Raw genomic sequence first — 19,269 nt, 5'->3', positions numbered from 1 at the left:
CTCATTCATGACGTCGAACGGGAAGGCGCCCGATCGACACGGTCGACGATGTCGTCCTCGATCTTCTCGTTCCGACGACCCGACCACACGAGCGCGAGGAGCAGGAGCGTGCCCCACGTCACGGCCAGCACGCTCCAGTGCGCGGATTCCGTCGCCGACGGCGCGCCCTGCGAGACCGCCATGGCGGTGCCGATGGAGACCGCCGAGAGCGCAGACGCACAGGCTGCCAGGGTGCGCACCCGCCCGAGCACGGCCGCGACGAGTGCGCCGAGCGGGATCGCGATGCCGGCGGCGATGTGGACGGGCCAGTGGTCGAGTCCCATGGTGATGTCGCGCGGGAGCCCGTCCGCTCCGACGGTCGCGTTCACGAGGTACGGCGCCCACAGGACCATGCCCGCCAGCGCGAGGACCAGCAGGGGGACGTCGAGTCGCGGATGCCACGGCACGCCCGCGTCCGCCGCGCCGGAGCGCGCCCGGATGACGCCCGGCACGGCGATGGCCGCGAGGGAGGCGGCGAGCAGCCCGGCGAGGATGAGGGTCGCGGGGTCGCCGGCCAGCAGCGAGCCGGCGACGATCGACGCGAGCGCGATGCCTCCCGTCACGAGCGCATCGGCCCAGCGGCCGGGGCGGATGGCGACGTGGATGCACGGCACCACCACGAAGAACATCAGCAGCGCGCCCCAGCTCGCCTCGAGCGCGAACACCGAGACGAATGCCGGGTTCCACAGCAGTAGGACCGCCAGGTCGGCGAGTGCGAACCCGAGGACGGCCCACGCCGCGGCGACCAGTGTCGCGACGACGCGGATCAGCCGGGACATCCGGGCCCTCAGATGCCGAGCGACGCGATCGAGGCACGAAGCGCGTCGGCCGACTCGTGCAGCTTCCGACGCTCCTCGTCGGAGAACGGGGTCTCGCCGAGGGGGGTGACGCCCGAGGAGTTCACGATGCTCGGCACCGACAGGGCGACGCCGTCGACGCCGTGCACTCCGCCCAGCACGGCGCTCACGGGGAGCACGGCCGACTCGTCGCCGAGCAGGGCCTCGACGATGCGGGCGCCGGACAGGCCGATCGCGTGGTTCGTGGCGCCCTTGCCCTGGATGATCCGGTAGGCGGCGTCGCGCACCTCGGCGGCGATCTGGTCGAGCTCCTCGCGCCGGAAACCCTGTCCGTGCGCCCACTCGAGGATCGGCACGGTGCCGACGTTCGCGCTCGACCAGAGCGGGAACTCGGTGTCGCCGTGCTCGCCCACGATGTGAGCGTGCACGCTCGACGTCGCCACGCCAGCGCGCTTCGCGAGCAACCACCGCAGGCGCGCCGTGTCGAGCACGGTGCCCGACGAGAACACCCGGTCCGACGGCAGGCCCGAGATCTTCTGCGCCGCGACCGTGAGCACGTCGCAGGGATTCGTGACGAGCATGTAGATCGCGTCGGGCGCGCGCTCGAGCAGCTTCGGCAGGAGATCCTCGAGGATCCGTACGTTGGTGCCCGCGAGATCGAGTCGGGACTGGCCCGGTTCCTGCTTGGCACCGGCCGTGATCACGACCACGTGCGAGCCCTCGACGACGGCGAGGTCGTCACCGCCCGCGATGGTGCTCGATCCGACGAACGGCGTGCCGTGCGCGAGGTCGAGCACCTCGGCGTCGACCTTCGCCGTGTTCACGTCGTACAGCGCCACGTGTCGCGCCGATCCGCGGATGAGCGCCGCGTACGCGAGGCTCGCACCCACGCTCCCGGCTCCGACGACGGTCAGCTTCGAGTTCTCGACCACACCCATGCGGGTCAGGCTAGCGCGCTACTCCCACTCGATGGTGCCCGGCGGCTTCGACGTGACGTCGAGCACGACGCGGTTCACGTCGGGCACCTCGTTGGTGATGCGGTTCGAGATGCGCGCGAGCACGTCGTACGGCAGTCGGGTCCAGTCGGCGGTCATCGCATCCTCGGATGACACGGGGCGCAGGACGATCGGGTGGCCGTAGGTGCGGCCGTCGCCCTGCACGCCGACCGAGCGCACGTCGGCGAGGAGCACGACGGGGCACTGCCAGATCTCCTGGTCGAGGCCCGCGGCGGTCAGTTCCGCCCGGGCGATGGCATCCGCTTCGCGCAGCACCTCGAGCCGCTCGCGGGTGACCTCGCCGACGATGCGGATGCCGAGCCCCGGCCCGGGGAACGGCTGCCGCGCCACGATCGCCTCGGGCAGGCCGAGCTCGCGACCGATCGCGCGCACCTCGTCCTTGAACAGGGTCCGCAGCGGCTCGACGAGCTCGAACTGCAGGTCCTCCGGGAGGCCGCCGACGTTGTGGTGGCTCTTGATGTTCGCCGTGCCGGCGCCGCCGCCCGACTCGACCACGTCGGGGTAGAGCGTGCCCTGCACCAGGAAGCGGATGGGCTCGCCGTCGGCCGCCGCCTCGGCGACGAGGTCGCGCTCGGCGCGCTCGAACGCGCGGATGAACTCGCGGCCGATGATCTTGCGCTTCTTCTCGGGGTCGGTGACCCCGGCGAGCGCGGCGAGGAACGTGTCGGCCGCGTCGACGGTGACGAGACGGATGCCGGTGGCGGCCACGTAGTCGACCTCGACCTGCTTGCGCTCGTCCTTGCGGAGGAGCCCGTGGTCGACGAAGACGCAGACGAGCTGGTCGCCGACGGCCTCGTGCACGAGCGCGGCCGCGACGGCGGAGTCGACGCCGCCGGACAGGCCTGCGATGACCCGGGCGGACCCGACCTGCTCGCGGATGCGCGCGACCTGCTCGGCGATGACGTTGCCCGAGTTCCAATCGGCGGGGATGCCCGCCGCCCGGTGCAGGAAGTTCTCGATGACCGCCTGGCCGAACGGCGAGTGCTTGACCTCGGGGTGCCACTGCACGCCGTAGAAGCCCTGCTCGTCGTTGGCGAAGGCGGCGACGGGGGTGTCGGCGGTCGAGGCGAGCACCTCGAACCCGTCGGGCGCGACGGCGACCGAGTCGCCGTGGCTCATCCACACCGTCTGGTGCTCGGGCTGCCCGCCGAGCAGGGCGTTGCCGTCGTCGGTGCGCACCGTCGCGGCGGTCGCCCCGTACTCGCGGCGGCCCGTGTGCGCGACCTCGCCGCCGAGCTGCTGCGCCATGACCTGGAAGCCGTAGCAGATGCCGAGCGTCGGCACCCCGAGCTGCAGGACGCCCGGGTCGAGCTGCGGCGCGCCCTCCTCGTAGACCGACGACGGGCCGCCCGACAGGACGATCCCGATCGGGTCCATCGCGCGCACCTCGTCGGCGGTGATCGTGTGCGGCACGATCTCCGAGTAGACGGATGCCTCGCGCACGCGCCTGGCGATCAGCTGCGCGTACTGCGCACCGAAGTCGACGACGAGGACGGGACGTTGCTGGGTCTCGCTCACTGGGCGGCCTCCACGGGCTCGGAGTCGGGGTCGGACGATGCACGCGCGGCCGCGGCATCCGCTTCGCGCTTCGCGAGGTACTCGCGGACCTCGCGCCCGATCCGGGCCTCGAGGATGAACGACAGGAACGGCACGATGCCGCCCGAGGCGAGCAGGAGCAGCTTCCAGAACGGCCAGCGCATGAGGCTCCAGAGCCGGAAGTTGCTGAACAGGTACACCACGTAGAACCAGCCGTGGGCGATCAGGATGCCGGTCGAGAGGTTCACGCCGACGCCGGTGGACTCGAGGCCCTCGGGCGTCTCGACGACCGGCTCGAGCGAGAGCAGGCCGTTGGGGCCGAACGCGTAGAGCTCGAGGAACCACACGTACTTGAGCAGCATCTCGGCGCAGAGCAGCAGCAGCATGGTGCCGGTGATGACCGAGGCGATCATGTAGAACTTCAACGCCCCGCGGATGCGCGGGAAATCAGCCGGTTTGGGCTCGAGGGGCATGCCCTCCAGTCTACGGGCCGGGCGGCTGGGCGAATCCCGGGTCGGCCGAGGGCGCGAGGCCCGCGATCATGCGGGCGAGGGTCGTCACGGCGTCGTCGATGCCGCGCTCGGGTTCGGCGGCGGTCACGTTGGCGATGGCGACCTCGTTGAGCGCGCCGGAGATCATGGTCGTCACGGTGCCGAGTGAGGCCGATCCGATGACCCCGGCTTCGGCGAGTTCCGCCACGCCGGCGTCGAGCAGTCGGGCGCTCGACTCCAGATCGCCGTCCCGCCAGTCGCCCCAGCCGAGCACCGCGGGCCCGTCGACGAGGAGGATGCGCCGCACCTCGGGCGCGAGGCTCGCCTCGAGGAACGCGCGGCATCCCGCGAGGAACGCCTCGAGGGGGGCGACGTCGGCGGCCGCCGCGCGTTCCACGGCCTCGGCGACGGCGAACTGCGCGCGCTCGACGACGGCGGCGAACAGGCCCTGCTTGCTGCCGAAGTGGTGGTACAGGGCCCCGCGGGTCAGGCCCGCCTCGGCGACGAGGTCCTCGAGGGCGACCCCGGCGTAGCCCGACTCGGCGAACCGGCGCGTGGCGATGCGCAGGATCTCCTCGCGCGTGCGCTCGCGCTGCTCGGCCTTGGTCGGCATGCCCGGTCCTCCCGCGTCTTGACATACACACTGTATGTCAGTCACGCTGAGACACATACACACTGTATGTATCAGAGGAGGAAGCGATGCTCCGATCGACCTACCCCGTCCTGTGCTCCGAGCACCTCGAGGCGAGTTCGCGGTTCTACCGCGAGCATTTCGGGTTCGAGTCGACGTTCGAGTCGGACTGGTACGTGAGCCTCCGGCACCCCGACTCCGGCACCGAGCTCGCACTGCTCGATCCGGCGCACGAGTCGGTCCCGTCGGGGTACGGCACGCCCGCCCGCGGGGTCCTGGTGAACCTGGAGCTCGATGACGTCGATGCCGTCGCGGCGCGACTCGAGGCAGCCGGCGTCCCCGTGGTCCAGCCGCTCCGTAGCGAGCCGTTCGGGCAGCGCCACGTGATCGTGCGCGACCCCGGCGGCGTGCTCGTCGACGTGATCACCGAGATCGAACCCGCCCCCGCGTTCCTCGCCGCGTTCGGCCGCGACGCCTGAGGGGTCGGCCGCCGACGCGGTCAGGCGCCCACGAGTTCGCGCGGCACCACGAAGACGTCGACGAGCGCGCCGCCGCGCCACAGCGTCATCTCGACCTCGCGGTCGATCGCGTCCTCGGCCATGAGCCGCTGGATCGAGGTCGCCGTCACGATGCCGGTGCCGTCGAGGGTGACCGCGATGTCGCCGGGCCGGATGCCGGCGGCCTCGGCCGGGCTCCCGGCCACCACCGCGGTCACCTGCAGGCCCGTCGGCGAGCCCACCCGCTCCGCGAGCTCCAGCGCCAACCGGACCTGGGCTCCGGCGATGCCCAGCCACGCGCGGCGCACGCGCCCGCGGCTGACGAGGGCGTCGATGATCGCCCGGGTCGCCGGATTGATGGGGACCGCGAGGCCGAGCCCGACGCCCGCGACGGCCGTGCTCACGCCGACCATGCGACCACGGCCGTCGGCGAGCGCTCCCCCGCTGTTGCCGGGATTCAGCGCGGCATCCGTCTGGATCACCTCGTCGACCACCCGGCCGGCGGCCGTCGGCAGCGAACGCCCGAGGTTCGACACGATGCCCGCGGTGACGCTGCCGGCGAGCCCCAACGGCGTGCCCACGGCGACGACGAGCTGGCCGACCCGCAGCTCTCGGGCGTCGCCGAACGGCACCGGAGGCGGCACGGGACCGCGCGCCCGCAGCACCGCGAGATCGGAGAGCGGGTCTCGGCCGATCACGTCGGCGGTCACGGCGGTGCCGTCGCCGAAGGCGGCCTCGGCCCGGTCGGCGCCGACGACGACGTGCGCGCTCGTGAGCAGGACCCCGTCGGCCGACACCACGCTCGCGCTGCCGGTGCCCTGGCCGCGCCCCGATCGGACGGCGAGGCTCGCGATGCTCGGAAGCAGCTCGCGCGCCACGCGCGTCACGACCCGCGAGTACGCGTCGAGGGGGTCCTCGTCGTGCTCGTGCGCGGACTCGCCATCCGGGGTCCCGTCGAGCCGGGTGCGGTCGTCATCGCTCACACCGGCATCCTCACCCCGTGAGCGGATGCCGCTGCCGGAGTTCGCCGCAGGCGGAACGCCGCTCAGTCCCGCGCCGCCGCCTCGCTCGCCGCCGCCGCCTCGGCGGCCTCCTCGCGCTCGCGCTCGACCGCGTCGCGCACGAGCCGGTACCAGAGGTAGACGGCGAACCCGCCGAAGACGATCCACTCGATGGCGTAGAAGACATTGAGCCAGTTCAGCTCGGCCTGCTGCTCGGGCGGCGGCGACGAGATCGCCTCGAGACCGGCGACCGGCTCGGCGGCCGTGACGTAGCCGAAGTACACGGGCCGCTCGTCGTAGTCCGCCCACAGGTTGATGAGATGCGCGACCGCAACGGTCCGCATGACCTGCGGGTCCTCGTCGTCCTCGGGCTGGATGGGCGCCTCGCTCGGCAGGAACCGTCCGACGACCTCGACGTCCCCGCCCGAGCGCGCGGCCGCGTCGACCTCGGCGAGCGCCTCGCGAGCCGTCGCCTCGTCGGGCGTCCACCCGAGCGCGACCGGGAGGCCGCCGGGCGCGGCATCCGTCACCTCGAGGTGGGCGACCACCCACCAGCCGGTGGCGCCGTCGTTGACGCGGCCCTGCACCGGGACGGTGTCGCCGGCGACGAGCGTGCCCCGGACCGAGACGCGCTGGCCGGTGGCCGCCTGTTCGGTCGGGGCGTCCGGCACCACGACCTCCGCGAGCGGCCGGACCTGCTCGGTGGGACGCTCGACGACCTTGGCCTCCTCGACCGCGCGGCTCACCTGCCACTGCGCGAGGATCGCGAACGCCGCCGCGATGCCGAGCGCGGCGAGCAGGGCGAGCACCCACCGCGGGCGCAGCATCATCCGGAGCATGTCGTGCGCGATTCTATCGGCGCCGGATGCGCGCTCCCTGCGAGCGGGGCCTCGGTACGCGCCCTCGGTGCTCCTCGACCACCGGGTCAGTCGACCTGGACGATGTCGGGCGCCTCGAGCCGCACCCGGTCGGCAGACTCGTCGTCGGGCTGCTGCTGCGACGCGATCTCGGCCTGCACCCGCTGCTCGTACCGCTCGACCTCGAGCGCCTCGCGAGCCGCATCCCAGCCGAGCACCTCCGCCATGAGCCTCGCGGCGACCGGCGCGGCCGAGACCCCGCGGTCCCAGGCCTCGATGGAGATGCGCGTGCGTCGCGCGAGCACGTCGTCGAGGTGCAGCGCTCCCTCGTGGGATGCCGCGTACACGACCTCGGCGCGGAGGTAGTCGTCGGCGCCCGGCAGGGGCTCGCCGAGTTCCGGCCGCTCGCGGATCAGGTCGAGCAGGTCGTCGGTCATCGTGCCGTAGCGGTTGAGGAGGTGCTCGATGCGCACCTTGTGCACCCCGAACGCCCGGGCGATCTTGCCGCGCTTGTTCCAGGCCGCCTGGTAGCCCTCGGCACCGAGCAGCGGGATGCGCTGCGTGGTCGAGGGCGGCACCTTGCCGTCGAGGGCGTCGGCCGCGGCATCGATGGCGTCCTTCGCCATCACCCGGTACGTGGTCCACTTGCCGCCCGCCACGACGACGAGTCCCGGGACCGTGTGCGCCACGATGTGCTCCCGCGACAGCTTCGACGTCTCGTCGCTCTCGCCCGCCAGGAGCGGGCGGAGGCCCGCGAACACGCCTTCCACGTCCTCCCGGGTGAGCGGCACGTTGAGGACCTCGTTGACCCGCTCGAGGAGGTAGTCGATGTCGGCGGCCGTCGCGGCCGGGTGGGCCTTGTCGAGGTTCCAGTCGGTGTCGGTCGTGCCGATGAGCCAGTGACGACCCCACGGGATGACGAACAGCACGCTCTTCTCCGTGCGCAGCAGCAGGCCCATGTTCGACTGGAACCGGTCGCGCGGGACGACCAGGTGGATGCCCTTCGAGGCGCGCACCTTGAACGTGCCGCGCTCCCCCACCATGCGCTGGGTGTCGTCGGTCCACACGCCGGTCGCGTTCACGACCTGCTTGGCGCGGATCTCGAAGTGCTCGTCGGTCTGGAGGTCGTGCGCCTTCACGCCGACGACCCGCTCGCCGACCTTGACGAAGCCCTCGACCTTGACCCGGCTCGCGACGTGCGCGCCGTAGAACGACGCGGTGCGGGCGAGGGATGCCACGTAGCGGGCGTCGTCGACCTGTGCGTCGTAGTACGTGAGACCGCCGATGAGGGCGCTCGGGGCGATCGACGGCGCGGCGCGCAGGACCTGCCGCTTGGTGAGGTGGCGGTGGTGCGGCACACCCGGGTGCCCGCCGCCGGAGTAGCTGAAGATGTCGTAGAGCAGCATGCCGGCGCCGATGTACAGGCGCTCGAAGAGCCGCTGCTTCAGCGGGTAGAGGAACCGCACCGGCTTGACCAGGTGCGGGGCGATGCGCTGCAGCAGCAGCCCTCGCTCGATGAGCGCCTCGCGGACGAGCCGGAAGTCGAGCTGCTCGAGGTAGCGGATGCCGCCGTGCACGAGCTTGGACGACCGGCTCGACGTGCCCGAGGCCCAGTCGCGCGCCTCGAGGAGCCCCGTGGACAGCCCGCGGGTCACCGCGTCGAGCGCGGCGCCCGTGCCCACGATGCCGCCGCCGACGACGAGGATGTCGAGTTCCTTGTCCTTCAGGCGGGCGATCGCCGCCTCGCGCTCCTCGGGTCCGAGCTTGTTCGAACGCGTCACCGACTTCAGTCTCGCCATCGTCGCTCCCCATCCCGGGCGGACCGCGGCGGTGCCGCCCGTCGTCACCCACGCTACCCGAGCCGGTCGCGCGGGCACCATGGAATCCGCTGGGGGTGCGCCGTCAGACCGTGTGGTGGTAGGGCGCGACGACGACCTCGACGCGCTGGAACTCCTTCAGGTCGGAGTAGCCGGTCGTCGCCATCGACTTGCGCAGCGCGCCGACGAGGTTCGCCTTGCCGTCGGCGCCGGGCGCCGGGCCGTACAGGATCTCCTCGAGCGGGGCGACCTGGCCCACCTGGACGCGCTCGCCGCGCGGCAGCTTGGCGTGGTGCGCCTCGGGCCCCCAGTGCCATCCGCCGCCGGGTGCATCGGTCGCCCGGGCGAGCGCCGCACCGAGCATGACCGCGTCGGCACCGCACGCGATCGCCTTCACGATGTCGCCGGCCGCGCCGACGCCGCCGTCGGCGATGACGTGCACGTACCGGCCGCCGGACTCGTCGAGGTAATCGCGGCGCGCACCCGCGACATCCGCCACCGCCGTGGCCATCGGCGCGTGGATGCCGAGCGCGGTGCGCGTCGTGGACGCCGCACCGCCGCCGAACCCGACGAGGACGCCGGCCGCGCCCGTGCGCATGAGGTGGAGCGCCGCCGTGTAGGTGGCCGCGCCGCCCACGATGACGGGCACGTCGAGCTCGTAGATGAACTTCTTGAGGTTCAGGGGCTCCTGGTTCTTGGAGACGTGCTCGGCCGACACCGTGGTGCCGCGGATCACGAACAGGTCGACGCCCGCCGCGACGACCGTCTCGTAGAGCTCCTGCGTGCGCTGCGGCGAGAGCGCCCCGGCGACCGTCACGCCCGCCGCCCGCACCTCGGCGAGGCGCTGGGTCACGAGCTCGGGCTTGATCGGCTCGGAGTACAGCTCCTGCATGCGCGCGGTCGCCCGGTCGTCGGGCAGGTTCCGGATCTCGGCGAGTACGGGCTCCGGGTCCTCGTAGCGGGTCCAGAGGCCCTCGAGGTCGAGTACGCCGATGCCGCCGAGCTGACCCATCATGATCGCCGTCTGCGGGGAGACGACGGAGTCCATGGGCGCCGCGAGGAAGGGGATGTCGAACTGGTAGGCGTCGATGCTCCACGACACCGACACGTCCTCCGGGTCGCGCGTGCGCCGGCTCGGCACGATGGCGATGTCGTCGAACGCGTACACGCGACGGCCCCGCTTGGAGCGGCCGATCTCGATCTCCTGAGTCACCGTTCAACCCTACCGAGCGCGCGCGACGCGCGCCTCGTCGAAGTCGGCGAACCGACATCCGCGGGCCGAGCGGATGTCACTACCACCGCACCGGGGATCTGTGGTTCGATCGTGGCACCCTCGTTCGACGCCACTCCACGACGCGGGCCCTCTTCGACCCGAACGCCCTGGAGACCCGATTGCCCGGCAGCGCCCCCCGCCGCTCCCCTGCCCGAACCCTCGTCCGCACCGTGCTCGCGGCTCTCCTCGCCGTCGTGCTCGGCGCCTCGGGCATCCAGGCCGCGGTCGGCGATGCCGCCACTGGTGCGGAGATCACCGGTACCATCACCGACCCGGACGGCCGCCCGGTCTCCGGTGTGGAGGTGCGGCTCGCGTGGCTGGACGACACCACACATGTCACGAAGTGGGCCTCTTCGGACAGCGCCGGATCGTACCGGTTCACCGGAGTCGAAGCAGGGACCTACACGATGGAGTTCCGCCCGACGGGTCCCTTCGCCTGGGAGTGGTGGGGCGGAACGGCGGACGCCTTCTCAGCCGCCCGGTTCGACGTCGGCGCCGGGGCCACGGTGACCGGGATGGACGTGCGTCTGAGCCCGGAGGCCTCGATCAGCGGCGTGGTGCGCGGCGACGGCACGACGAGCGTGCTGTTCACGGAGCTCTACCTCTATGTCGTCGGCGACGACGGCAAGCTCGCCTACCGCGGTCGGTGGCACGCCGGATCCGACGGCACGTACCGGTTCGATCATCTGCTCGCTGGGTCGTACACGTTCCACGCCGTCCCGCGGTCGTCGACGCCCTACGCCGAGGAGTGGTGGAACGACCAGCCGCGAAACGACCTCGCCGACCGTATCGAGATCGAGACCGGAGGCGTCGTCAGCGGCCTGGACGTGCAACTCGACCCCGGCGCGTCGATCTCCGGGACCGTCCGCAACGAGGCCGGCGCCCCGGTTCCACACGAGGACGTCTGGCTGTACGAGGTCCGAGCTGACGGCGACCACCGCGTCGGGAGTACGATCTCGAACTCCTCGACCGGCGGCTTCCAGTTCCCCCGCCTGCCCCGCGGCGACTACGTCGTGAGGTCGGCGGTGTCGGATCGGTCATGGTACGCCGACGAGTGGTGGAACGATTCCGTCGAACGCGCGACGGCGGAGGTGATCCACGTCGGGAAGGACGAGGTCATCACCGGCATCGATCTCGCGCTCCCGCTGCGGACCTCCCTGTCGGGCCACGTACGGGGATCGGACGGAGAGCCCGTGTCCGGGGCCCGCGTCGAACTGCACTCCATGGTCGACGGGGAGCCGGTGTTCGAGCGCTTCACGGAATCGGACGCGACCGGCGCCTTCGCGTTCATGGCGATGGAGCCGGGCCCCTACACCGTCCGCGTGGAGGCGCCCTTCGTCTCGCCGTACGCGGATCAGTGGTGGAACGGCCAGGTCGATGCCGCCTCGGCTGACACCATGGTGCTCGACGCGCTCGAGCAGAGGCGGATCGACGTCGAGCTCCTCGCCGGAGCCTCCATCTCGGGTCAGGTGCGCAACGAGGGGGCCGAGCCGGTCGGGAGCGTGCGGGTCTACGTGTACGACGCGGATGACGCGAGGAGACACCTCACCGAAGGCCGCACCGACGCGCAGGGACGATACGAGTTCATCGGCCTCGAAGCCGGCGCCTACGTGCTCTGCTTCACCCCACCGAACGCGGCGAACCTGCTCTTCGAATGCTGGAACGACAAGCCGGACAAGGCCTCCGCCGACCCCATCTCGGTGGCGCTCGGCGACGTCGCGGGCGGTCGCGACGTCGTTCTCGCGCGCGCGGGTTCCATCGTCGGCGAGGTCGTCGGCATCGACGGCAAGCCCCTGCTCAACGTCCTCGTGCAGTCCTACCGGCAAGATGCGAGCGGTCTCTACCGACCCTCCGGATCTGCGTACACCGATGCCGACGGTCGCTATTCGCTGCTCAGCCTCATGACCGGGTCCTACGTGATCGAGTTCCGACCCCCGCCGCTCTCCCCGTACGTCCGCGAGTGGTGGGACGACCAGACCGACTCGGCGCATTCGACCCCGGTCGACGTGGTCGCCGGCCAGGCGATCCCCGGCGTCGATGCGACCCTCACCCGACTGGTCTCGCTCTCGACCCCGACCCTCCTGGGCACCGCCACGGTCGGATCGACGTTGACCGCGTCGACGACGACCACCGATCCCGAGGCCGAGCTCGCGTACGCCTGGTTCGCCGACGGCGTCGAACTCGTCGGCCAGGTCGGCCAGGCCCTCCGTCTCACCGATGACCACCTGGGTGCCCGCATCAGCGTCACGGTCACCGCGTCCATGCCCGGCTACGTCACCCAGGTCCAGGAATCGCCGCAGACGGATGCCGTCACGGCGATGCCGCAGACGAACCTGTCGATCCCGAAGGTGTCGGGCACGGCGGCCGTCGGTTCGACCCTGAGTGCGACGGCCGCCTCCACGACGCCGGGCGCGACGCTCGCCTACCAGTGGCTGGCCGACGGGAACACGATGATCGATGAGACCGCGCCCACGCTCACGCTGGACGCCGAGGCACTCGGCCGCCGGATCTCGGTTCGCGTGACGGCGTCCGCGCCGGGGTACGCGTCCCAGTCGAGCGAGTCGGCGAGAACGAGTCAGGTGATCGCCGGCACGCTGGACGCTGCGGTCCCGACGATCACCGGGGCTCCGGTGAGCGGCGCGACGCTCAGCGCGTCCGCCGGGACGTGGACCGGAGGGACGACGCTGACCTATCAGTGGTTCGCCGGTGGGACGCCGATCGTCGGCGCCACCGGAACTTCGCTCGCACTCGGCGCCGCCGAGGAGGACGAGCCGATCACGGTGCAGGTGACCGGGGCCAAGTGGGGCTATGCGACCGTTTCGAGGACCTCGGCGTCGACGGCCCCTGTGCTCCGCGTCTCGACCCCGACGATCGACGGCACGCCGACGATCGGCTCGACCCTGACCGCCCGGCCCGGCTCCTGGTCATCCGGAACGACCCTGTCGTACCGATGGTTCGCGGACGGAGTCACCATCCCGAACGCCACCGGCGCGACCCTGGTCCCCACCGGGGCCCACGCGGGCAAGAAGATCAGCGTGCAGGTGACCGGTACCAAGGTGGGATACCCGAGCGTCTCGAGAACCTCCGGGTCGACCGCCGAGGTGCTGCCCGGTTCGACCTCGGCGATCGACGCCGCGCCGGGCGCCGAACCACGGCCGATCCGCCGGCTCGTGGCGCCGTGATCGACTCCGACGTCAGCGGGCGCGCGCGACGCGCGCCTCGTCGAACACCGGCTGATCCGTCTCGACGACCTCGCCGTCGGAGCGGAACACGAGGAACCGGTCGAACGAGCGCGTGAACCAGCGGTCGTGGGTGACGGCGAGCACGGTGCCGTCGAACCGCGACAGCGCGTCCTCGAGCGCCTCCGCGGAGACCAGGTCGAGGTTGTCGGTCGGTTCGTCGAGCAGCAGCAGGGTCGCGCCCGACAGCTCCAGCAGGAGGATCTGCAGCCGCGCCTGCTGGCCGCCCGACAGGTCTTCGAAGCGCTGCTGGGCGGATGCCGCGAGCCCGTACCGATCGAGTGCGGAACTCGCCGCCTCGCGGGCCATGCCGTCGCGGTTCGCGTCGCCGCGGTGCAGGATGTCGAGGAGCGTGCGTCCGCGCAGCCCGGGCAGCTCGTGGCCCTGCGCGAACCAGCCCGGCACGACGCGGGCGCCGAGCACCGCCGAACCCGTATGCGGCACGCGGGCGAGCGTGGCGCCGACATCCGTCACGTGGCCCTTCGCCGCGTCGGGGTCGCTGCCGCCGCCCGCGAGCAGGCGCAGGAAGTGCGACTTGCCCGAGCCGTTCGACCCGAGCACCGCCACGCGGTCGCCGTACCAGACCTCGAGGTCGAAGGGCTTCATGAGGCCGGTCAGCTCGAGCCGCTCGCACACGACCGAGCGCTTGCCGGTGCGGGATCCGCGCAGGCGCATCGACAGGGCCTGCGCGGGCGGCCGCTCCTCGGGCGGACCGGCCTCCTCGAACTTCCGCAGCCGCGTGAGCGCCGCCTGGTAGCGGGAGGCCATGCCATCGTTGTACGTCGCCTTCACCTTGAGGTTCTGCACCAGCTGCTTCAGCTGCGCGTGCTGCTCGTCCCATCGCCGGCGCAGCTCGTCGAGCCGCGCGAACCGCTCCTCGCGAGCCTCGTGGTAGCCCCGGAAGCCACCCCCGTGGACCCACGCGGTGCTGCCCGCACCGCCCGCCTCGAGGGTCACGATCCGGTCGGCCGCCCGCGCGAGCAGCTCCCGGTCGTGCGACACGAGCAGCACCGTCTTCGGGGTGGCCCGCAGCTGCTGCTCGAGCCACCGCTTGCCCGGCACGTCGAGCGAGTTGTCGGGTTCGTCGAGGATGAGCACCTGCTCGGGTCCGCGCAGCAGTGCCTCGAGCGCGAGCCGCTTCTGCTCGCCGCCCGAGAGGGTCGACAGCTCGCGCCACCTGGCCCGCTCGAAGGGCACGCCGAGCGCGGCCGTGGTGCAGTGGTCCCAGATCACCTCCTGGTCGTAGCCGTCGGCTTCGGCGTACTCGGCGAGCGCCGACGCGTACCGCATCTGCGCGGCCGTGTCATCCGTCTCGATGAGCGCGTTCTCGGCCCGCTCGAGCTCGACGGCCGCCGCCCGCACTCGCGTCGGGGCGACCGACACGAGCAACCCGTGCACGGTGCGGTCCACGCCGTCGACGACCTCCCCGCGGCCGACGAACTGGTCCATGACCCCGAGTCCCCCGTCGACCTGCACGCTGCCCTCGTCGGGCCGCACGTCACCGCGGATGATGCGCAGGAGCGTGGTCTTGCCCGCCCCGTTCTGGCCGATGAGGGCCGTCGTGCGCCCTTCCGTGACGCGGAAGGCGAGATCCGACAGCAGGGGGCGGCCGTCGGGCAGCGAGAAGGAGACGCCGTTGACGTCGATGAAGCCCATGGGTGTGCGATCCGTTCGGTACGCGGCATCCGCCGCGGCGCCCGATCGGGCAGCCGACCAGAATACACAGCGACGGATGCCGCGGCACGCCTTTCCGCCACCCTGTCGCCGCACGACCCGGTGCGGCAGGCTGGGGGCCATGCATCGCGTCGCCGCCGACCCGCTCGACCAGCTCCGCACGCGCACCAGCGCGAAGTGGCGCTCCTACGACCCGGACGTGCTGCCGCTGCCGGTCGCCGAGATGGACTACCCGCTCGCCGAGCCGATCGCCGAGGCGCTCCACGCGGCCGTGCGCCGCTCCGACACGGGCTACAACTCGGGCAGTCGGCCCGTCGCCGATGCGTTCGCGGAGTTCGCGGCGGCGCGTCTCGGGTGGGAGCCGGACCCGGCCCGCGTGACCTGCACGGCCGACGTCAGCATGGGCATCGTCGAGGTGCTCCGGCAGGTGATCTCCCCCGGCGAGGGCGTGATCGTGAACCCGCCCATCTACCCCCCGTTCTTCGACCTCGTCACCGAGGCGGGCGGCGCGGTCGTCGAGGTGCCCCTCGCGGGCGGCATCGACGAGGGGTGGGCGCTCGACCTCGACGGCATCGAGGCGGCGTTCGCCGCGGGTGCGCGCGCGATGGTGCTGTGCAACCCGCACAATCCGGTGGGGCTCGTGCACCCGCGCGAGCAGCTCGCCGCGCTGGCGGACCTCGCGGCGCGCTTCGACGCCGTGATCGTGTCCGACGAGGTGCACGGGCCGCTCTCGCAGCCGGAGACGCCGTACGTGCCGTTCCTGACGGTGTCGGACGCCGCCCGCGAGCACGGCGTCACGGTCGCCGGGGCCACGAAGGCGTTCAACATCGCCGGCCTCAAGGCGGCGCTGGTGCTGAGCGCGAGCGAGCGCGGCGACGCGGTGCGCACGGCGTTCCCGTACGAGGTGGAATGGCGGATGAGCCAGTTCGGGGCGATCGCGTCGATCGCGGCGTTCCGGCACGGTGGCCGCTGGCTCGACGGGGTCCTCGGCTCGATCGACGACAACCGGCGCCTGCTCGCCGACCTCCTCGCCGACGAGCTCCCCGAGGTGCGGTACCGGATGCCGCAGGCCACCTACCTCGCGTGGCTCGACCTCTCGGCGCTCGGCTGGGGCGACGACCCCGCCGCCGTCGCACTCGAGCGGGCCCGCGTCGCGCTCGCCAACGGACCGATGTTCGGCGCCGAGGCGGGGCGCGGGCACGCCCGGCTCAACCTCGCGTGCTCGCCCGAGGTGCTCTCGGAGGCGATCACGCGCCTCGCCGAGGCCCGGGGATCGGCGGCCGAGTAGCACCGGCCGCAGGCCGGCGCGTACCGAGACCTACCTCGTGTAGTTCGGAGCCTCGACGACGAACTGCACGTCGTGCGGGTGCGATTCCTTCAGCCCGGCCGGCGTGATACGAACAAAGCGACCCTTCGCCTTGAGCTCCTCGACCGTTCGCGCGCCGACGTAGAACATCGACTGACGCAGCCCGCCCACGAGCTGGTACGCCACCGCCGACACCGGGCCGCGGAACGGCACCTGGCCCTCGATGCCCTCGGGGATGAGCTTCTCGTCGCTCGGCACGTCGGCCTGGAAGTAGCGGTCCTTCGAGTACGACGTCTTCTTGCCGCGCGTCTGCAGCGCCCCGAGCGAGCCCATGCCGCGGTACGTCTTGAACTGCTTGCCGTTCTGGAAGACGAGTTCGCCCGGGCTCTCAGCGGTGCCGGCGAGCAGCGAACCGAGCATGACGGTGTCGGCGCCCGCGACGAGCGCCTTCGCGATGTCGCCCGAGTACTGGAGGCCGCCGTCGGCGATGAGCGGCACGCCGGCCGGCTTGGTCGCCTTCGAGGCCTCGTAGACCGCCGTGACCTGGGGCACGCCGACGCCCGCGACCACGCGGGTCGTGCAGATCGAACCCGGCCCGACGCCGACCTTCACGGCGTCCGCCCCCGCGTCCACCAGCGCCTGGGCGCCCTCGCGGGTCGCGACGTTGCCGCCGATCACGTCGATGTGGGCAAAGGTGGGGTCGGCCTTGATCCGACGGATGATGTCGAGCACGCCCGCCGACTCGCCGTTCGCCGTGTCGACGACGAGCACGTCGACGCCCGCGTCGCGCAGCGCCTCGGCGCGCTCCCACGCGTCGCCGAAGAAGCCCATCGCCGCGCCGACGCGCAGCCGGCCCTCGGCGTCCTTCGTGGCGTTGGGGTACTGCTCGGACTTGTCGAAGTCCTTCACCGTGATGAGCCCGGTCAGCCGGCCCTGCTCGTCGACGAGCGGGAGCTTCTCCACCTTGTGCTGCGCGAAGATCGCGATCGCCTCATCGGGGTCCATCCCGACGCGTCCGGTGATGAGCGGCATCCGCGTCATGACGTCGGCGACCTTGGTCGCCGGCTTCTCGAAGTCGGAGACGAACCGCATGTCGCGGTTGGTGATGATGCCGACCAGGGTGCCCTCGGCGTCGACGACGGGCAGACCCGAGACGCGGTACGTGGCGCACAGCTGGTCGACCTCGGCCACGGTGGCATCCGGGGTCGTCGTCACGGGGTTCGAGACCATGCCCGACTCGCTGCGCTTCACGCGGTCGACCATCTCGGCCTGCTCGGCGATCGACAGGTTGCGGTGCAGGATGCCGATGCCGCCCTGGCGGGCCATGGCGATCGCCATGCGCGCCTCGGTCACCGTGTCCATTGCGGCCGACAGGAGCGGCGTCGCGACGGTGATCCGCTTGGTCAGGCGAGAACTCGTGTCGGCCTCGCTCGGGATCACGTCGGTGTGCCCCGGCAGGAGCAGGACGTCGTCATAGGTGAGCCCGGTGAAACCGAACGGATCTGCCTGATCCATGTCGCCCCTTCGTCTGAGTGGAGTCGGGCGCACGAGCCGTCTACCCGGCGGATCTGCCGGGTGCGAGCGTCGGTGCGGTACATCGATCTTAAGCGAGTTTGCGCCGTCGGCATTCCCCGGATAACAATCGAGGGCCGTTTGTGCTCTCGTGCGAAACACTTGGGACATAATCGGCACGTACTGTCGACGACGTCGTCGTCAGGAAGCCAGATCCCGACCCCATCCGCGGTCGGGACCTTTGGAGGTGCAGTGGAACCCACGCGAACAGTCCCCACACGTTCTCGCGGGAGGTGGCTCATCCTCCTCGGAATACTGATCTCCGCACTCACTCTGTCCGGCATCGCAGCGTCCCCTGCGGTGGCGGACGAAGGGGGTACGGACGATCCGGCCACCGAGGAGGAGTACGAGTACTTCTTCACCGGGAACGTGCAGTTCGAGGGTGAGCCGCTCGAGGGCGTGCTCATCACCGTCGAGGGCAACGGATTCGACGCCGAGACCGAGAGCAACGCCGATGGGCGCTGGACGATCGGCGTGCCCGAGAAGGCGGAGTACGAGGTCACCCTCGACCAGGACACGCTCCCCGAGGGCGTCGTCGTGCTCGAGGGCCAGGACACCGTCACCGCCGAGTTCGGACTGACCAGCCGCAAGGCGGTGAACTTCTTCCTCGGCGAGGGTCAGCGGGTCACCGTCAACTACTTCGACCAGGTCGTCCAACGCGTGGTGAGCGGTCTGAACTTCGGCCTCCTCCTCGCCCTCGCGGCGATCGGCCTGTCGCTCATCTTCGGCACCACCGGACTGTCGAACTTCGCCCACGCGGAGCTCGTCACGTTCGGTGCGCTGATGGTGCTGACATTCGGCGTGAACCTGGCGTGGCCGCTGTGGCTCGCGATCATCGTGGCGCTGGTGCTCAGCGCGGCGCTCGGCTGGACGCTCGACGCCGCCCTGTGGAAGCCGTTGCGACGGCGCGGGGTCGGCCTGATCCAGTTGATGATCGTCAGCATCGGTCTCTCGCTCGCCCTCCGGTACACGTACCAGTTCTTCTACGGCGGCTCGACGAGCCAGCTCCCGGGCGCGACGCTGCCGTCCGACATCCGCTTCGGCGCCGTCGCGCTGTCGTGGGTCGACCTCGTCAGCATGGGCGTGAGCATCGTGGTGCTCCTCGCCGTGGCGTTCTTCCTGCTGCGCACCCGCATCGGCAAGGCCACGCGCGCGGTCTCCGACAACGCGCCCCTCGCCTCGGCGAGCGGCATCGACGTCGACCGCGTCATCCGCATCGTCTGGGTGCTCGGCGCGCTGCTGGCCGGTCTCGCCGGCATCCTGTGGGCCTACTTCCGCCCCGGCGTCAGCTGGGACATGGGCTTCCAGATCCTCCTGCTCGTGTTCGCCGCGGTCACGCTCGGCGGCCTGGGCACGGCGTTCGGCGCCCTCGTCGGCTCGCTCATCGTGGGCCTGTTCGTCGAGGTCTCCACGCTGTGGCTGCCGAGCGACATGAAGTACGTGGGCGCCCTGGTCATCCTGATCGTGGTGCTGCTGTTCCGACCGCAGGGCATCCTCGGTCGTCGAGAGCGAATCGGATAGGA

General features: G+C 71.6%; 15 protein-coding genes. 4 read left to right on the top strand and 11 right to left on the bottom strand.

Going from position 1 to position 19,269, the window contains the following annotated elements:
• Positions 1-5 precede the first annotated feature (5 nt).
• Genes M1L56_RS10310 through M1L56_RS10290 form a run of 5 tightly spaced genes read right to left on the bottom strand, consistent with a single transcriptional unit; the run spans position 6 to position 4,492 of the window.
• Positions 6-818: a hypothetical protein gene (locus tag M1L56_RS10310; RefSeq protein ID WP_248599169.1), complete on the bottom strand. Its 813-nt coding sequence runs from the start codon at positions 816-818 to the stop codon at positions 6-8.
• An 8-nt stretch (positions 819-826) separates the two neighbouring features.
• Positions 827-1,774 carry an L-lactate dehydrogenase gene (locus M1L56_RS10305; RefSeq protein WP_248599168.1) on the bottom strand — a complete coding sequence of 316 codons (948 nt, stop codon included), beginning with the start codon at positions 1,772-1,774 and terminating at the stop codon, positions 827-829.
• 18 nt (positions 1,775-1,792) lie between these two features.
• Positions 1,793-3,370, bottom strand: coding sequence for a glutamine-hydrolyzing GMP synthase (guaA, locus tag M1L56_RS10300; RefSeq protein WP_248599167.1), 1,578 nt, complete (start codon positions 3,368-3,370; stop codon positions 1,793-1,795).
• Positions 3,367-3,861 (bottom strand): DUF3817 domain-containing protein, encoded by a 495-nt coding sequence (locus tag M1L56_RS10295; RefSeq protein ID WP_248599166.1) that lies wholly within the window; start codon positions 3,859-3,861, stop codon positions 3,367-3,369. Before M1L56_RS10295 ends, guaA begins: the two co-directional genes overlap by 4 nt.
• Positions 3,862-3,871: 10 nt before the next feature.
• Positions 3,872-4,492, bottom strand: a complete 621-nt coding sequence (locus M1L56_RS10290; RefSeq protein WP_248599165.1) for a TetR/AcrR family transcriptional regulator — start codon at positions 4,490-4,492, stop codon at positions 3,872-3,874.
• Positions 4,493-4,578: 86 nt separating this feature from the next.
• Between M1L56_RS10290 and M1L56_RS10285 the strand changes: the two genes are divergently transcribed.
• Positions 4,579-4,989 (top strand): VOC family protein, encoded by a 411-nt coding sequence (locus M1L56_RS10285; protein ID WP_248599164.1) that lies wholly within the window; start codon positions 4,579-4,581, stop codon positions 4,987-4,989.
• Between the two features lie 20 nt (positions 4,990-5,009).
• Here the strand turns inward: M1L56_RS10285 and M1L56_RS10280 are convergent, their stop codons facing one another.
• The 4 genes from M1L56_RS10280 to M1L56_RS10265 all read right to left on the bottom strand — a co-directional run bounded on the left by M1L56_RS10280 (position 5,010) and on the right by M1L56_RS10265 (position 9,895).
• Complete coding sequence (locus M1L56_RS10280) at positions 5,010-5,894, bottom strand: S1C family serine protease (RefSeq protein WP_248599269.1); 885 nt, start codon at positions 5,892-5,894, stop codon at positions 5,010-5,012.
• Positions 5,895-6,052: 158 nt separating this feature from the next.
• Positions 6,053-6,847, bottom strand: a complete 795-nt coding sequence (locus tag M1L56_RS10275; RefSeq protein ID WP_248599163.1) for an SURF1 family protein — start codon at positions 6,845-6,847, stop codon at positions 6,053-6,055.
• 86 nt (positions 6,848-6,933) lie between these two features.
• Positions 6,934-8,664 (bottom strand): glycerol-3-phosphate dehydrogenase/oxidase, encoded by a 1,731-nt coding sequence (locus M1L56_RS10270; RefSeq protein WP_067945011.1) that lies wholly within the window; start codon positions 8,662-8,664, stop codon positions 6,934-6,936.
• Positions 8,665-8,767: 103 nt separating this feature from the next.
• Positions 8,768-9,895 (bottom strand): GuaB3 family IMP dehydrogenase-related protein, encoded by a 1,128-nt coding sequence (locus tag M1L56_RS10265; protein ID WP_248599162.1) that lies wholly within the window; start codon positions 9,893-9,895, stop codon positions 8,768-8,770.
• A 230-nt stretch (positions 9,896-10,125) separates the two neighbouring features.
• Here M1L56_RS10265 and M1L56_RS10260 point away from each other — a divergent pair, with 230 nt between their 5' ends.
• Positions 10,126-13,137, top strand: a complete 3,012-nt coding sequence (locus M1L56_RS10260) for a carboxypeptidase regulatory-like domain-containing protein (RefSeq protein ID WP_248599161.1) — start codon at positions 10,126-10,128, stop codon at positions 13,135-13,137.
• Positions 13,138-13,149: 12 nt separating this feature from the next.
• On the opposite strand, the gene M1L56_RS10255 is transcribed toward M1L56_RS10260, so the two are convergent.
• A complete protein-coding gene (locus tag M1L56_RS10255; protein WP_248599160.1) occupies positions 13,150-14,850 on the bottom strand; it encodes an ABC-F family ATP-binding cassette domain-containing protein in 1,701 nt (566 codons plus the stop codon).
• 139 nt (positions 14,851-14,989) lie between these two features.
• On the opposite strand from M1L56_RS10255, the gene M1L56_RS10250 reads away from it, so the two are divergent.
• Entirely contained in the window at positions 14,990-16,156 is a 1,167-nt protein-coding gene (locus M1L56_RS10250) for a MalY/PatB family protein (RefSeq protein WP_248599159.1), read from the top strand.
• 30 nt (positions 16,157-16,186) lie between these two features.
• Here the strand turns inward: M1L56_RS10250 and guaB are convergent, their stop codons facing one another.
• Entirely contained in the window at positions 16,187-17,689 is a 1,503-nt protein-coding gene (gene guaB / locus M1L56_RS10245) for an IMP dehydrogenase (protein WP_248599158.1), read from the bottom strand.
• 297 nt (positions 17,690-17,986) lie between these two features.
• On the opposite strand from guaB, the gene M1L56_RS10240 reads away from it, so the two are divergent.
• Positions 17,987-19,267 carry a branched-chain amino acid ABC transporter permease gene (locus M1L56_RS10240; protein WP_374256570.1) on the top strand — a complete coding sequence of 427 codons (1,281 nt, stop codon included), beginning with the start codon at positions 17,987-17,989 and terminating at the stop codon, positions 19,265-19,267.
• Positions 19,268-19,269: the final 2 nt, after the last annotated feature.

The organism is Agromyces sp. C10, assembly GCF_023217995.1.
Taxonomy (GTDB): Bacteria; Actinomycetota; Actinomycetes; order Actinomycetales; family Microbacteriaceae; genus Agromyces; species Agromyces indicus.
Note: the sequence above shows the minus strand (reverse complement) of the source record. Positions and strands in the feature narration are given on the sequence as shown.